Annotated in this window: 12 protein-coding genes; 2 read left to right on the top strand and 10 right to left on the bottom strand. The window is 64.4% G+C overall.

Going from position 1 to position 14,693, the window contains the following annotated elements:
* Positions 1 to 12: 12 nt before the first annotated feature.
* From waaA to QM996_RS02245, 4 genes are all read right to left on the bottom strand, one after another.
* On the bottom strand, positions 13 to 1,326 hold the full coding sequence (gene waaA, locus QM996_RS02260) for a 3-deoxy-D-manno-octulosonic acid transferase (protein ID WP_500269111.1): 1,314 nt from the start codon (positions 1,324 to 1,326) through the stop codon (positions 13 to 15).
* Between the two features lie 91 nt (positions 1,327 to 1,417).
* A complete protein-coding gene (locus QM996_RS02255; protein ID WP_173515739.1) occupies positions 1,418 to 1,654 on the bottom strand; it encodes a DUF4170 domain-containing protein in 237 nt (78 codons plus the stop codon).
* A 60-nt stretch (positions 1,655 to 1,714) separates the two neighbouring features.
* Positions 1,715 to 2,530, bottom strand: coding sequence for a 3'(2'),5'-bisphosphate nucleotidase CysQ (locus tag QM996_RS02250; protein ID WP_500269110.1), 816 nt, complete (start codon positions 2,528 to 2,530; stop codon positions 1,715 to 1,717).
* Between the two features lie 143 nt (positions 2,531 to 2,673).
* The gene (locus QM996_RS02245) at positions 2,674 to 4,020 is read right to left on the bottom strand and encodes a TldD/PmbA family protein (RefSeq protein ID WP_500269109.1); all 1,347 of its coding nucleotides are present in this window, start codon (positions 4,018 to 4,020) and stop codon (positions 2,674 to 2,676) included.
* Positions 4,021 to 4,168: 148 nt separating this feature from the next.
* Between QM996_RS02245 and QM996_RS02240 the strand changes: the two genes are divergently transcribed.
* Positions 4,169 to 6,004: a monovalent cation:proton antiporter-2 (CPA2) family protein gene (locus tag QM996_RS02240; RefSeq protein WP_500269108.1), complete on the top strand. Its 1,836-nt coding sequence runs from the start codon at positions 4,169 to 4,171 to the stop codon at positions 6,002 to 6,004.
* Between the two features lie 41 nt (positions 6,005 to 6,045).
* On the opposite strand, the gene QM996_RS02235 is transcribed toward QM996_RS02240, so the two are convergent.
* The 3 genes from QM996_RS02235 to QM996_RS02225 form a co-directional block, all read right to left on the bottom strand.
* The gene (locus QM996_RS02235) at positions 6,046 to 6,927 is read right to left on the bottom strand and encodes a patatin-like phospholipase family protein (RefSeq protein WP_500269107.1); all 882 of its coding nucleotides are present in this window, start codon (positions 6,925 to 6,927) and stop codon (positions 6,046 to 6,048) included.
* A gap of 186 nt (positions 6,928 to 7,113) precedes the next feature.
* The gene (gene rsmD, locus QM996_RS02230) at positions 7,114 to 7,674 is read right to left on the bottom strand and encodes an RsmD family RNA methyltransferase (protein WP_500269106.1); all 561 of its coding nucleotides are present in this window, start codon (positions 7,672 to 7,674) and stop codon (positions 7,114 to 7,116) included.
* A 6-nt stretch (positions 7,675 to 7,680) separates the two neighbouring features.
* The gene (locus tag QM996_RS02225) at positions 7,681 to 9,669 is read right to left on the bottom strand and encodes a pseudouridine synthase (protein ID WP_500269105.1); all 1,989 of its coding nucleotides are present in this window, start codon (positions 9,667 to 9,669) and stop codon (positions 7,681 to 7,683) included.
* 73 nt (positions 9,670 to 9,742) lie between these two features.
* Between QM996_RS02225 and QM996_RS02220 the strand changes: the two genes are divergently transcribed.
* On the top strand, positions 9,743 to 10,192 hold the full coding sequence (locus QM996_RS02220; protein ID WP_500269104.1) for a nucleoside deaminase: 450 nt from the start codon (positions 9,743 to 9,745) through the stop codon (positions 10,190 to 10,192).
* 51 nt (positions 10,193 to 10,243) lie between these two features.
* Here the strand turns inward: QM996_RS02220 and QM996_RS02215 are convergent, their stop codons facing one another.
* The 3 genes from QM996_RS02215 to ileS form a co-directional block, all read right to left on the bottom strand.
* Positions 10,244 to 10,723, bottom strand: coding sequence for a GNAT family N-acetyltransferase (locus QM996_RS02215; protein ID WP_500269103.1), 480 nt, complete (start codon positions 10,721 to 10,723; stop codon positions 10,244 to 10,246).
* 116 nt (positions 10,724 to 10,839) lie between these two features.
* The gene (locus QM996_RS02210; RefSeq protein ID WP_500269102.1) at positions 10,840 to 11,460 is read right to left on the bottom strand and encodes a hypothetical protein; all 621 of its coding nucleotides are present in this window, start codon (positions 11,458 to 11,460) and stop codon (positions 10,840 to 10,842) included.
* 127 nt (positions 11,461 to 11,587) lie between these two features.
* Complete coding sequence (gene ileS / locus QM996_RS02205; RefSeq protein ID WP_500269101.1) at positions 11,588 to 14,497, bottom strand: isoleucine--tRNA ligase; 2,910 nt, start codon at positions 14,495 to 14,497, stop codon at positions 11,588 to 11,590.
* Positions 14,498 to 14,693: the final 196 nt, after the last annotated feature.

The raw sequence follows: 14,693 nt of genomic DNA, 5'->3' as shown, positions 1-14,693 counted from the left end.
CTCCTGCTTGTGTCAGCTTTCGGTCGGGGGATTGAGCCGCGCCTTGACGATGAGCGGGTTGATGTAGGGCTCTAGCCCCTTCATCGTCGCCGACAGGGCACCACGCATCTCTTGCACGGTTTCGAGGCCGGCGTCGATCATCGAGCGACGCATGTCGTCGTTGGCGAGCAGATAGTTGACGCCCTTCGCCAGCATCTCGACGTCGCGCACGATCTTGGCGCTGCCGTTCTTCGCCAGCGTCTGATAGGTCTCGCGAAAATTCTGGACATTGCCGCCGGATAGGATCGCACAGCCGAGCATCGCCGGCTCCAACGGGTTCTGGCCGCCTTCGGCAAAGAGCGAACGGCCGACAAAGGCGACTTCGGTCAGGCGGAGATAGAGGCCCATTTCGCCGATGGTGTCACCGAGGAAGATATCGACATCCGGCGTCAGCGGATCGCGCCGCGTGCGGCGCGCGACCTTCAGGCCCTTGGCCGTCAGCGCCGCCTCGATCGCATCGCTACGCTCGGGATGGCGCGGCACGACGATCGTCAGCAGGCCGGTCCGTTCCTTCAGCGCGCGATGCACGACGCCGGCAGCGTTCTCCTCGCCGTCGAAGGTCGAGATCGCGGCCCAGGTCTTGCGCGTGCCGATCTGCTGCTCGTATTCCCGGAGCGCCTGCGGATCATGCGGCGGCGCGTCGGTATCGACCTTCAGGTTGCCGGAGACCATGACCGGCAGGGCGCCGAGCGTGCGGAAGCGCTCCGCATCGACATCGGACTGGGCGATGACCAGCGCCAGGTTTTCAAACAGCGCGTCGGCCAGCCCCGGCCGTCGCTTCCAGCGGGCGAAGGTGCGATCGGACAGGCGGCCGTTCACCAGAACCTGCGGAATATGGCGCCGGCCGAGCTCCAGGATGGTCATCGGCCAGATTTCGGACTCGGCGATGATTGCGAGATCCGGCTCCCAATAGTTCAGGAAACGGCTGACCGCCGGCTTGAAATCGAGCGGCACATACTGGTGGATGACGCTCGTTCCCAGGCGCTGGGCGACGACCCGTGCCGAGGTCATCGTTCCCGTCGTCAGCACGACGTTGATGCCGCGCCGACGGATTTCCTTGATCAGCGGGATGACCGCATTGGTCTCGCCGACACTGGCGGCGTGAAACCAGACCAGCGGGCCCTGCGGTCGTGGCGCGCTGGCATGGCCGTAGCGCTCGCGACGGCGCGCCGGGTCCTCCTTGCCCTTCGCGGCGCGAATGGCAAGGTAGGACCACACGAGGGGGTAGATGGCCGAGCCGATCCAGCGGTAGCTGGAGAGCGCCAGGCGCGCGCGAAAGCTGCTCATGACGAGACACCTTCCCCAGCCGACTCGGCCGGGAGAAACTCAGGGGCGACTGGCATGCGGGTTTGCGCCGCGCATCCCCACCTCATCGGCATCAGCCGTTTTCCGGGTCGAGCAGACGATGCATGTGGACGATGAAATAACGCATGTGAGCGTTGTCGACGGTCATCTGCGCCTTGGATTTCCAGGCGGCAAGCGCGCTTTCATAGTCCGGATAGATGCCGACGATATCGAGCTTGTCCAGGTCGCGGAAGTGGACGTCCGTCAGCGTGGTGAGTTCACCGCCAAAGACGAGGTGCAGACGTTGTTTCTTCTCGGATTCGTGAGCCATCGGAATTCCATTTTTTCTTTTTGGGTGTGGGCGTTGATTTGAGGCATTCGGCCTCAAAGGTCAATGGGGCTCCATCGACCGCGATGCGGCGATCAAGCCCGGCAAGAGCGGCTTTGCCGCCGCGCAAAGCACCCCGTGAACGACGGTGGAACGATTGTAGGACAAGGGCCGATCGTCGAGATCGACGAGCGCGCCACCGGCCCGGGCAAGGATGAGGTCGGCCGCAGCCAGATCCCAATCATGGGAATTCTTCTTCACCAGCGTACCGTCGATCCGCCCGTCGGCAACCATGGCCAGCCGATAGGCAAGCGACGGCACGTGCGGCACGCGCGCGACGGTGCTGCGATAGAGGGGCGGAAGCTTGCCGACCGTGTCTTCGGCTGCCGCCAGATGCAGCGTTTCCCCGGGCTTTGCCTCACGCACCGAGATCGCAATGCCGTTCTTCAGCGCGCTGCCGCCGGCGACAGCCTCGAAGAGTTCGTCAAGCGCCGGGGCATAGAGGACGCCGGCGACGGGCAGTCCCCGATGGACGACGGCGACACTGACGCACCAAAGCTCCTTGCCGGCGATGAAGGCACGGGTGCCATCGATCGGGTCGATGACGAAAACCGTTTCGCGGGTCAGGCGGCTGGAATCATCGTCGGTCTCTTCCGACAGCCAGCCATAGCCGGGCCTCGCCGCAAGCAGCCGCGTCTTCAGTACGTCGTTGGCCGCGAGATCCGCTTCGCTGACGGGCGAACGGCCCTCGTTCTTCCAGCGGACATCGGGAGCTTTGCGAAAATAACCAAGCGCCGTTTCGCCGGCGACGACCGCGGCGGCGCGGATCAACTCGAGATCCGGCTTCCAATCCGCGCTCGATGGTGCTGTGTCAGACATTCAATACCCCGTCAGCCCGCCTCTCCATACCATGAGGCGGGATCGGTGCGGAGCACCCGCACCGTTTTTCCTCGGCTTCCAGATCAGTTCAGTGAGTCAATGTGCTGATCCAGCCATTTGAAATGACGCAACCGCACGGCGCTCTAGAGACCCGCGAGCGTCATGCCCTCGATGGCAAGCGTCGGCGCCGCAACACCGAATTTGCGATCGATGTCGTCTGCGGGCGTTAACGCCATGAACATGTCCTTGAGATTGGACGCGATCGTGACCTCGGAGACGGCATACGAGAGTTCACCGTTCTCGATCCAGAAGCCGGACGCGCCACGGCTGTATTCGCCGGTGACCATGTTCACGCCCTGGCCGATCAGTTCGGTGACGTAGAAGCCGGTGCCGACATCGCGGATCAGATCCTCACGCGAGATCGAACCCGGCTCAAGCGCCAGGTTGGTCGAGGCCGGATTGACCGTCGGGCCGCCGCGCACACCGCGGCCGTTGGTCCTGAGCCCGAGTTCGGCGGCGGCCGATGTCGACAGGAACCAGTGCTTCAGCACGCCATCCTCGACCATCGCAAGCTTCGCACCGCTGACGCCCTCTCCATCGAAGGGGCGGGAGGAGGCGCCGCGCACGATCAGCGGATCGTCGGTGACGGAAAGCCCCGCCTTCATGATCTGCTTGTTCATCCGGTCACGCAGGAAGCTCGTCTTGCGGGCGACCGACGCGCCGTTGATGGCACCTGCCAGATGGCCGACGAAGCCGCGCGCCATGCGCGGATCGAATACGACGGTGACATTCTTGGCCGTCGGCACCTGGCGCGGATTGAGGCGTGCCACAGCGCGCTCGCCGGCAAGGCGGCCGATCTCCTCGGCCGGCCGCAGATCGCCGACATAGAGGCGGCTGTCGAAATCGTAGTCGCGCTCCATCTTCGTGCCTTCGCCGGCAATCGCGCTGACCGAGCAACCGAAACGCGTCGCCATGTAGGAACCGGAGAAACCATGCGAGGTGACGAGCACGAGACCGCCCATGCCGGCCGAAGCGCCGGCGCCGCTTGAATTGGTGACGCCGGAGACCGCAAGTGCCGCCTCTTCGGCGGTCAATGCCGCCTCCGTCAATGATTCCGTGGAAACAGCGGTCGGGTCGAAGAGATCGAGGTCCGGATAGGACTTTGCCAGTTGGTCCGCATCGGCGAGCGAGGCAAAGGGATCCTCCGGCGAGGCCTTGGCCATGGCGACGGCGCGCTCGGCGAGCAGCTTCAGATCGAAGCCCGGATTGGCCGAGACGCTGGCGACGCGCCGCCCGACGAAAACGCGAAGAGAGAAATCATCGCTTTCGGAGGCTTCCGTCGCTTCGACCTTGCCGAGGCGTACGGAGACGGAGCGGGAGCGCCCGCGCACCACCACCGCATCCGCCGCATCCGCGCCGGCCTTGCGGGCGAGGTCCACGAGTTCCGAGGCGCGTTTTTCGAGGTCGGCAGAATCGATCGTGTCTGACATGATGTAGCCTTTCATTCCTGCCCCATTTATTGTGCAGTGACGCAGGCATCAAGGGCATCGGCCTGATTCCCGCCCATACACCGCAAATGACCGCTCTCGAAAGCTCCCTCATCGGGGGCCGGGTGCCCCAATAGTGAAAGCCGCAGGCATGGCAACGACACCGATCATCTATTCTCAAGCGCTGATGCTACTTGGCGGCGCAGTGGTGGCCGCACCAATCTTCAAGCGGCTCGGCCTCGGCACCATCCTCGGCTATCTCTGCGCCGGCGTGCTCATCGGTCCGGTCGCCCAGAGCATCACCGAGGGCGAGCAGATCCTGCATGTCTCGGAACTCGGCGTCGTGTTCCTCCTGTTCATCATCGGCCTCGAACTGAAACCGTCGCGTCTCTGGCAGATGCGGCGCGATATCTTCGGCCTCGGCACAGCGCAGGTGGTGCTGACCGGCATCGTGCTCTCGTCCATCATCTATGCCTTCGGGCTCCTCGGCCAGGGCGGCAGCATCATTGCCGGCTTCGGCCTGGCCCTGTCGTCGACCGCGTTTGCCATGCAGATCCTCGACGAAGGCAACGACCGCAACACGCGCTACGGGCAGCGATCGTTCTCCATCCTTCTTTTGCAGGATCTGGCGATCGTGCCGCTGCTGGCGCTGATCCCGCTTCTGGCGGCGCAGGCGCCCGAGGATACGACGCCGCCGCTCGAGGATTTCGCGATCGCCACCACCGCGATCGTCGTTCTCTTCGCTGCCGGCCGCTACCTCGTAAATCCCCTGTTCCAGATCATCGGCCGCACGGGCGCCCGCGACGTCATGATCGCGGCCGCCCTGCTCGTCGTCATGGGCGCGGCGACCATGATGCAGCTCGCCGGACTTTCAATGGCGATGGGTGCCTTCCTCGCGGGCGTGCTCTTGGCGGAGTCCTCCTATCGCCATGAACTCGAAGCGGATATCGAACCGTTTCGCGGTATCCTGCAGGCGCTCTTCTTCATGGCCGTCGGCCTGTCGCTGGAGCTCGGCGTCATCGTCGAGCGCTACCAGTTGATCATTGTTGCCGTGCCGCTGTTGATGGCGTTGAAGAGCCTGGTGCTCTACTGGCTCTGCCGGCTCACCGGGACGCACCACAACGATGCGGTGCGCATCAGCCTGCTCCTGCCGCAGGGTGGCGAATTCGGCTTCGTGCTGTTCACGGCAGCAGCCAGCGCCGGTGTCTTCTCGGATGGCGACGCCTCGCTGCTCGTCGCGATCGTCACGCTGTCGATGGCGCTGACGCCGCTCGCTTCGATGCTGGCGCCGAAGCTGATGCGCGAGCAGGACGAGCTGGACGAGGAGATCGACGAAGACTTCGAGGGCGCGGGCGCCGACGTGCTGATGATCGGCTTCTCCCGCTTCGGCCAGATCGCCGCGCAGATCCTGCTCGCCGGCGGCCGCGACGTGACGATCATCGACCATTCCGGCGCCCGCGTGCGCCAGGCCGCGACCTTCGGCTTCCGCATTTACTTCGGCGACGGCAACCGGCTCGACGTGCTGCGCGCCGCCGGCATCGAGCGGGCAAAGATCGTCGCCGTCTGCACGCAGAAGAAGGAAACGACCGACCACATCATCGACCTCGTGCAATCGGAATATCCGAACGCCCGCATTTTCGCCCGCTCGTACGACCGTCTGCATACGCTGGAGCTGCGCGCCAAGGGCGTCGACTACGAACTGCGCGAGACCTTCGAGTCCGGCCTGCTGTTCGGCCGCAAGTCGCTGGAGGCGCTTGGGGTTGGTGACGATGAGGCGATCGCGATCATGGACGATATCCGCAAGCGCGACGAGGCACGTCTCGTGCTGCAGGAGGCCGAAGGCATCACCGCCGGTCGCGACATGCTGCATTCGCGTCCGGTCAGGCCGGAACCGCTGGTCAAGCCGAAGCGCGAGGTCGATCACTCCCAAGAGACGGGCGAACGGATCCTGCCTGGGCTTCCTGCGGACGAGCGCGAGAGCGCGTAGCCTCGCCTGCAGCGACCGTGCGGGCCGTCAATCGTCGGCGCTCACTCGAGCTTCGGCGCCCGCATCCGTTCGTCGAGCGCTCGTTTCAACTGGTCCTTGATCGCGACGGTTCCGTTCAGCACGTCCCTAGCCCGCAGGAAATCCATCACCCGGTAGCGGCCGACATCGGGGCGCAGCAGGATATCCGGTGCGCCTTCCTTGAGCTTCATCGCGATGATCGACTGCATCATCAGTTGGCTCGCGCCGAACAGGCTGTCGATGCGGCTCGGGATCGTCTTGCCATCGCCATCCGGACCACCGACGACATCGACGGCGATGACGATATCGGCCAGGCCGCGCAGATGATCGAAGGGGATAGGGTTGTAGATACCACCGTCGATCATCACGCGCCCGCCGATCTTCACCGGGATGAAGATCGCAGGCAGGGCAGCGGAGGCAGCCAGCGCCTGCCACAGATCACCCTTTTCGCAGATATGCTCGGTCTGGCCGTAATAGTCGGTGGCGACCACCTTGAGCGGGATGCCGAGATCCGAGAACTTCGGCGGAATGGCCTCCGGCAGAAAGGCCCTGAGAACGCGCTCGACATTGAATTGCCCGAAGCGAAATCCGTTCGCCATCGCCTCGGAAAGGCTCGACGGCCGCATCTGCCAGAGCCGATTGACGACCTCGCGGCGATGCCCGACCGTCGCAAGCGTGTGTTCCCTGATCTCTTCACCGCGCATGCCAGCGGCCATGCCGGCGCCCATGATCGCACCGATGGAGGAGCCGGCGATCGCTACTGGGCGAATGCCCAGCTCATCCAGCGTTTCGATGACGTGAATATGCGCGAGCCCCCGTGCGCCACCGCCACCCAGCGCCAGCGCGACGGTCGGTTGGCTGGACGCCTGCGCCGCCTCCTTCGTCATCGAAAGATCCTGCTTCATCGGCATGTCCTCCGCTTCTGCATCTTTCCCTAAGTCGAAATCGATTTGAGGGCAAAATTATGCAGCAGACCGAAACGTTACAGCCACCATGGGCGTCTCAGAAGATGCGCGGCGCTATAAGCGGGATAAGGAAACTCGCATGGTCGGCGACAGCCTATCTTCGCAAGGAAATCGAAAATATGACGGTCAGGCGCCGCGGAAGCGGTAGAAATGCATGCGGGTATCGCCGAAGACTCTGACGTCGAGGCGCTCGAAGACGGCCGCTGGCGCCGGCTGGACGTCCGCCCGCTCTTCGAGGATCACCAGGGCATCGGGGACGAGCCAGTTGCCGGCGGCGGCCGATCCCAGCGCCTTCTCGCCGAGGCCCTTCGCATAGGGCGGATCGGCGAAGACGAGATGGAAAGGCTCCATCGTGCCGACGGCGCCGAGGTTCGTCGCGTCACGCCGGAACACCTTTGCCCGTCCTTGCAGGCCGAGCGTCTCGATGTTCGTCTGCAACAATCCCCTGCCCTCGACGCCCTGCTCGACGAAGAGTGCCTGACGGCACCCCCGTGAGAGGGCCTCGAAGCCAACGGCACCGGTGCCCGCGAAAAGGTCGAGCACACGGGTGCCGTCGAGCGCCTCCGGATAGGAATGGCTCAGGATGTTGAACAGGCTTTCGCGCGTCCGGTCCGTGGTCGGGCGGATATCGTTGGACTTGGGCGTGGCCAGGCTGCGGCCACGAAACTCTCCACCGACGATACGCACGACCCGTTAGTTCCCCTTGCCGCGCGGCTTGCCCCCGCCCGGACGGGCGCCACCAGGTCGACCGCCGGGCTTGCCCCCAGGCTTGCCGCCGCGGGGTGCGCCAGGCCGTGCGCCGAAGGACTTGCCACCAGCCGGCTTGCCACCGGAGGGTTTTCCACCAAACGGCTTTCCACGCGGCTTGTCGCCGAAGGGACGATCGCCCTCGGCGCGCGGTGCGCGCGGCCGGTCGGAACGAACGCGTTCACCGCCTTCTGCCCGAGCCGGACGGTCGCCACGCGGCCGGTCTGCGCCTTCACGACGCGGCCGATCACCCTCGGCGCGCGGGGAACGCGGCTTGTCGAAGCGGCTGCGCTCACCACCTTCGGCTCTGGCCGGACGGTCGCCGCGCGGCCGATCACCACCCTCGCGGCGCGGCGGACGATCGCCGTGATCGCGGGAATTGCGTTCGCCACCTTCGAAAGCCCGGCGGCGACCGAAGCCGCCATCCCTGCCTTCGTCGCGACGGCGCACCGGCTCGGCGGCGCTGATCCACTCGCCGTCCTCGTCGCGGCTCTTGACGAACGGGCGAGCCGGCTTGTCGGCGCGTGCAAAATCCCTGGCGCCGCCCTTGCGGTCGGGATCGAATTTGCTCGTCGTCTTCGTTGCCAGTCCGTCCTTGTTGCGGCCATAGCGCTTGGTCTTCGGCGCGCCTTCCGGACGCTCGCGACGGACGGGCTTCTCGGTGGCGTCGCCGTCAACTGATTTCGGCTTCTTCTCGGCCAGCGGACGGGCGCCAGGCGCCATCCAGACATTGGCCGTGCGGGTACGCGTAGCCGGCGCACGCTTCGGCCGATCTTCGAACTTGCTGTCACGCTCGTCACGATCACGGCCGCCGCGCTTGCCGTCACGGCGATCGTCGCGGCGCGTGTCGAGCCGCGCCAGAGCACGCTCGCGCTTGTCCTCGGGCTTTTCCCAGCGGCTGCTCTTGCGCTGCTCGGGTTCGTCCTCTTCGTGCTGGTCCCGCGCGGTCGTGGCCGACTGGTCGTTGTAGAGCGGCGCGTCGAAATTCGCCTTGGCATCCTCGATCAGGCGCGGTCCAAGCTGGTCACGCAACGTGCGGCCACGGATTTCCTGGACATGTCCCTCCGGCAATTCGCCGAGCTGGAAAGGTCCATAGGAAATGCGGATGAGACGGTTGACGTCGAGACCGAGTGCGCCAAGCACGTTCTTGATTTCGCGGTTCTTGCCTTCGCGCAGACCCATGGTGATCCAGACGTTCGAACCCTGGACCCGGTCCAGCGTCGCCTCGATCGCACCATAGAGCACACCGTCGACGGCGATGCCGTCCTTCAGCCGGTCAAGCGCTTCCTGGTCGATCTCGCCGTGGGCGCGTACGCGATAGCGGCGCAGCCATCCCGTCGAGGGTAGCTCGAGCACGCGGGCAAGACCACCGTCGTTGGTCAGCAGCAACAGGCCCTCGGTGTTGATGTCGAGGCGGCCGATCGACAGGACGCGCGGCAACTCGTCGGGCAGGTTGTCGAATACGGTCGGGCGTCCTTCCGGATCGGCATTGGTGGTCACCAGGCCAGCCGGCTTGTGATAGAGCCAGAGGCGGGTGCGCTCGATGCCGCGGATCGGCTGGCCATCGACTTCGATCGCATCGGCAAGCGTCGCGTTGACGACCGGCGTGTCGAGAATGACGCCGTTGAGCTTGATGCGACCTTCCATGATCATGCGCTCGACATCGCGGCGCGAGGCGACACCGGCGCGTGCCAGGATCTTGGAGATGCGCTGCGGTTCGTCGACACCCGGAGCAGCCGCGTTCGGGCGCTCCCTGGCCGGACGCGAGGCGCCAGACTTGGGGCCGGAAGCCTTGGGTCCGGAGGGCTTGGCGCCAAAACTCTTCGAGCCGGCAACCTTTTTCGGTGCTCCAGCCTTCTTGTCGGCGAAATGCGGTTTCTTGTCCCGGCCGGCGGACTTGCCGCCAGGCCGCGTGGGCTTATCTTTGGATGTCATTTGTGTTGCCTGCCTTTTGCGGCTGTCCTATCAGGTCGCGGCCCGTGGGTTAAGAGAAATTATTGTTTGAGCGATGACTGATACGACACGCTTCATGGATGCGGCCCTTGAGGAGGCCAGGAAGGCGGCAGAGCGCGGCGAAGTACCGATCGGCGCCGTGGTCGTTTTCGATGGTCAGATCATCTCCCGCGCCGGCAATCGCACCCGCGAACTCAACGACGTGACCGCACATGCCGAGATCGTCGCCATCCGTGAGGCTGCAGCCGTCCTCAAGGACGAACGGCTGACGGGCGCCGATCTCTACGTCACGCTCGAACCCTGCGCCATGTGCGCCGCGGCGATTTCGTTCGCCCGCATCCGCCGTCTCTACTACGGCGCGGACGACCCGAAGGGCGGTGCCGTCGACAGCGGCGTGCGCTTCTTCGGTTCGCCCACCTGCCATCATGTGCCAGACGTCTATTCGGGCCTCGCCGAGCGCGAGGCCGCCGAGATCCTCAGGGACTTCTTCGCCGGGAAGCGGTGAAGCCAGTCCGGGCTCTCACGAGATCCCGCTTCAGTTCTTGTTGAAATCGCCTCAGTCGGCCGCGAAGTTTTCGAGGGCCGCGCCGGCCAGCCGGTAGCGCGTCCATTCGGACATCGGCTCGGCGCCAACCGATTCGTAGACCCGGATCGCCGGCTCGTTCCAGTCAAGCACGCTCCATTCGAAGCGGCCGCAGCCTTCCTCGACGGCAATTTTCGCGAGGTGCTTCAGCAGCATCTTGCCGGCACCCGAGCCGCGGCAATCCGGCGTGACGTAGAGGTCCTCAAGGTAGAGGCCCTTGCGCGCCTGCCAGGTCGAGTAGTTGTAGAACCACATGGCGAAGCCTGCGGGCTTGCCGTCCTTCTCACAGATCACGGCACGGGTAATGGCACCCGGGCCGAAGAGCGAGGCCTGCAGCATCTCGGCTGTCGCCTCGACTGCGTCGGGCGCCTTCTCATAGATGGCAAGTTCGGTGATGAAGCCCAGAATGGTTTCCGCATCTTCCGGGCGTGCGTCGCGAATGCTGATGGTCATGACTCAGGCGCTGCTCAAAGCAATTCCAGGAAAGCGAGAAACTATTTTCCGTCCGGAATTGGGTAAATTCAAGGAGTTAGATCATTTCGCCGTTTCAATGAAACATTGAAATGATCTTAGAAGGGCCAATACCACTTGGTGCCGGTGTTCTTGATCTGCGCCTCCTTCTTGCGGCGGCGCTCCTTGTCCTTCTCCGGCTCGCCGAGATCGGTCTCGGTGCCCTCCGGCAGGCGGCGATATTCGAGCGGCGGATCGCTCAGGAAGCGGCGCTTGTCGGAATAGGCGCCCATCTCGATCTTGCGCGCTTCACGATAGGCTTCCTGCTGCTCCTTGGCCGAGAGCCGGCGGCCGTTGGCGCTGGCCTTGGCGAGGGGGGAAACGTAGTTCGGGTTGTTCTTGTTCGCGTCGGCCTCTTCGCGCAGACGATTGCGAACCTCCTCCGGAGACTCGACCCATTCCGGGTTCGCCTCACGGCTGGCGAGCGACTTCTGCGGCTCGACAAGCGAGGCCTGCTGCGCCGACGGCGGCAGAACGAGACCTGGGCGCGGCTGATACTTGACCGGATCACGCTTCGGCGGGCCGAAGCTGGCGACGCTGCCGAGGTCGTCCATGAGTTGTTCGCCGGCGGTCTTGTCGGTGCCATAAGTCGGGCCGCCGATGCAGCCCGAAAGCACAAGGCCGCTCGTCAAAATGGCGGCCACGCTGGCAAACACTCGCAACTCTCGCGTCATTTCCATGAGATTCCTTCCAGCCGGCCACCGGTCAGCGCGGCCACTCAAGCGCCCATGGCGGAGAAATCCGCCAAATTTCGGGCAGGTTTTACCGGATGAACGCAACGAGTGCAATTCATCCGGTAACAATGCGTTAAGCCTTGAAACCAAGTTCACGCAGGGCCGCGGCATCACGGGCCGACACGTCCGGGTAGAGCGGGTCGGAACCGACATCGGTCGTGATCCGCCAGGAACGGGCGCATTTCTGACCTTCGGCGAGCTTCGGCACGACGCTCACCTTGGCGACATCCGCCAGGCGGAATGCATCCGCAGGGCCTTCGGTGGCTTCGATCACGATGGCCGAGGTGATGCAGATCTCGGCGAAGTCCTGCCCTTCCAGCGCCTTCAAAAGCTCCGGATCGGCGACGTGGACGACCGGTGCTGCTTCCAGCGACGAACCGATGCGCTTGTCCTTGCGCTCGATCTCGAGCGCGCCGGTGACGACGGTGCGGACCGCACGGATCTTGTCCCACTTGGCTTCGAGCGCATCGTTCTTCCATTCCGACGGGATTGCCGGGAACTGTTCGAGATGCACCGAAACCGCATCGGGCTTGCGCGACAGCCAGGCTTCTTCCGTGGTGAAGGGCAGCATCGGCGCCAGCCACAGAACCAGGCAATCGAAGAGCTTGCGGATGACCGCGAGTGCCGACCGACGGCGCAGGCTCGACGGCGCGTCGCAATAGAGCGCGTCCTTGCGGACGTCGAAGTAGAAGGCCGAGAGTTCGACGTTCGAGAAATCGATCAGCGCACGGGCGATCTTCTTGAAGTCGAAGGCATCGTAGCCTTCGCGCACGAGTTGATCGAGCTCCGCCAGACGATGCAGCATCAACTTTTCGAGTTCCGGCATGTCGGCATAGGCGATCTCCTCGCCCTTGTCGTGGGCGAGCGTGCCGAGCATCCAGCGGATCGTGTTGCGCAGCTTGCGATAGGCATCGATGTTGGTCTGGATGATCGTCTTGCCGAGACGCTGATCTTCCCAATAGTCCGTCGTCATCACCCACAGGCGCAGAATGTCGGCGCCGGCATCCTTCATCACCTCCTGCGGCGTGACGGTGTTGCCCTTGGACTTCGACATCTTCTCGCCCTTCTCATCCATGGTGAAACCATGGGTGACAACGGCGTTGTAGGGCGCGCGGCCGCGCGTCGCACAGGCCTCGAGCAGCGAGGAATGGAACCAGCCGCGATGCTGGTCCGACCCTTCGAGATAGACATCGGCCGGCCACTTCAGGTCCGGGCGGTCTTCGAGCGTGAAGGTGTGGGTCGAACCGGAATCGAACCACACGTCGAGGATATCCATGACTTGGTGCCACTTGGCGTGGTCGTGATCCTTGCCGAGGAAACGGTCCTTGGCGCCTTCGGCAAACCAGGCATCGGCGCCTTCCTTTTCGAAGGCTTCGAGGATGCGGGCGTTGACGGCCTCGTCGATCAGGATCTCGCCCTGGTCGTCTGCGAAGATCGCGATCGGCACGCCCCAGGCGCGCTGGCGCGAGAGAACCCAGTCCGGGCGTCCCTCGATCATCGCGCGCAGGCGGTTCTGGCCGGCGCCGGGAACGAAACGGGTATCGTCGATCGCCGAGAGCGCGCGCGAGCGCAGCGTCGTGCCATCGCCGAACGCCTTGTCCATATAGACGAACCATTGCGGCGTGTTGCGGAAGATAACCGGCTTCTTCGAACGCCAGGAGTGCGGATAGGAGTGCTTCAGACGACCGCGCGCAAAGAGCGCGTGACGGGCGATCAGCGCCTTGATGACGCGATCGTTGGCGTCGCCCTTCTTGCCCTTGTCGTCGATGACGCGGCCGGCGCCGCCTTCGGCATCTGGGCCGAAGCCATGGGCGTCCGCGGTGAAGTAGCCGGCGTCGTCGACCGTGAACGGGATCGCCGAGGAGATCCCGCGGGCTTCGAGCGCACGGGCGCTGTCCATCCAGGCGTCAAAGTCCTCGCGGCCGTGGCCCGGGGCCGTGTGCACGAAACCGGTGCCGGCATCGTCGGTGACGTGGTCGCCGTCGAGCAGCGGCACCTTGAAGGCATAGCCGCCGCCGAGACCATGCAGCGGATGGGCGCAGGTCACGGACGACAGTTCGTCGGCTTCGAGGTCGCGAACGAAATTGAAGGTGAGCTTGGCCTTGGCCGCGGATTCGTCCGCAAGGCGCTTGGCGAAGATTAGCTTCTCGCCCGGCTGCGGGCCGAAGTCGTTCTCCGCGGTCGCGACTTCATAGAGGCCGTAGGCGTAGCGCGAGGAATAGGCGATGGCGCGGTTGCCCGGGATGGTCCAAGGCGTGGTCGTCCAGATCACGACGAAGGCGCCGGAAAGTGCGTCCGGACCTTCGGTAACCGGGAACTTCACCCAGATCATGTCGCTTTCGACATCGGCATATTCGACTTCGGCTTCGGCAAGCGCGGTGCGCTCGACGACCGACCACATGACCGGCTTCGAGCCGCGATAGAGCTGGCCGAGCTTGGCAATCTTCATCAGTTCGCCGGCAATGCGCGCTTCGGCGTGGAAGTTCATCGTCGTGTAGGGATTGTCGAAGTCGCCCTCGATGCCGAGGCGCTTGAACTCCTCGGCCTGGACCTGGATCCAGCCGGAGGCGAAGTCACGGCATTCCTTGCGGAATTCGTTGACCGGGACCTCGTCCTTGTTCTGGCCCTTCTCGCGGTACTTCTCTTCGATCTTCCACTCGATCGGCAGACCGTGGCAGTCCCAGCCGGGCACGTAGTTGGCGTCGAAGCCGCGCATCTGGAACGAGCGGTTGATGACGTCCTTGAGGATCTTGTTCAGCGCGTGGCCGATATGGATGTTGCCGTTGGCATAGGGAGGGCCGTCATGCAGCACGAACTTGTCGCGGCCGGCGGCCGAGGCGCGCAGCTTCTTGTAGAGGCCCATCTTCTGCCAGCGGGCCACCGTTTCCGGCTCCTTCTGCGGCAGGCCAGCGCGCATCGGGAATTCCGTCTGCGGCAGGTAGAGGGTCGATGAGTAGTCGATCTTTTCAGCGGTGTCGGTCATGGTCTTTGCAATCGCTTCTTCGCGCGAAGGGTCGCGCATACGCAATGGGCTCGGTATCGAGAGATGACTGGGGCGTCGGAAACGCCGAAATCCCGGACCTTCCGGCTGACTAAAGCGCGCGGAAGGCCGGGCCAATAATTCGCTGATCGATGATCAATCGACGGTGCCGGGTCATAGTGGCCGGTTGTTTAAGGCG

The sequence above is a fragment of the Sinorhizobium chiapasense genome, from assembly GCF_045277575.1.
Classification (GTDB): Bacteria; Pseudomonadota; Alphaproteobacteria; order Rhizobiales; family Rhizobiaceae; genus Ensifer; species Ensifer chiapasense_A.
The sequence above is the reverse complement of the archived record's forward strand: the minus strand, read 5'-3'. Positions and strand labels throughout refer to the sequence as shown.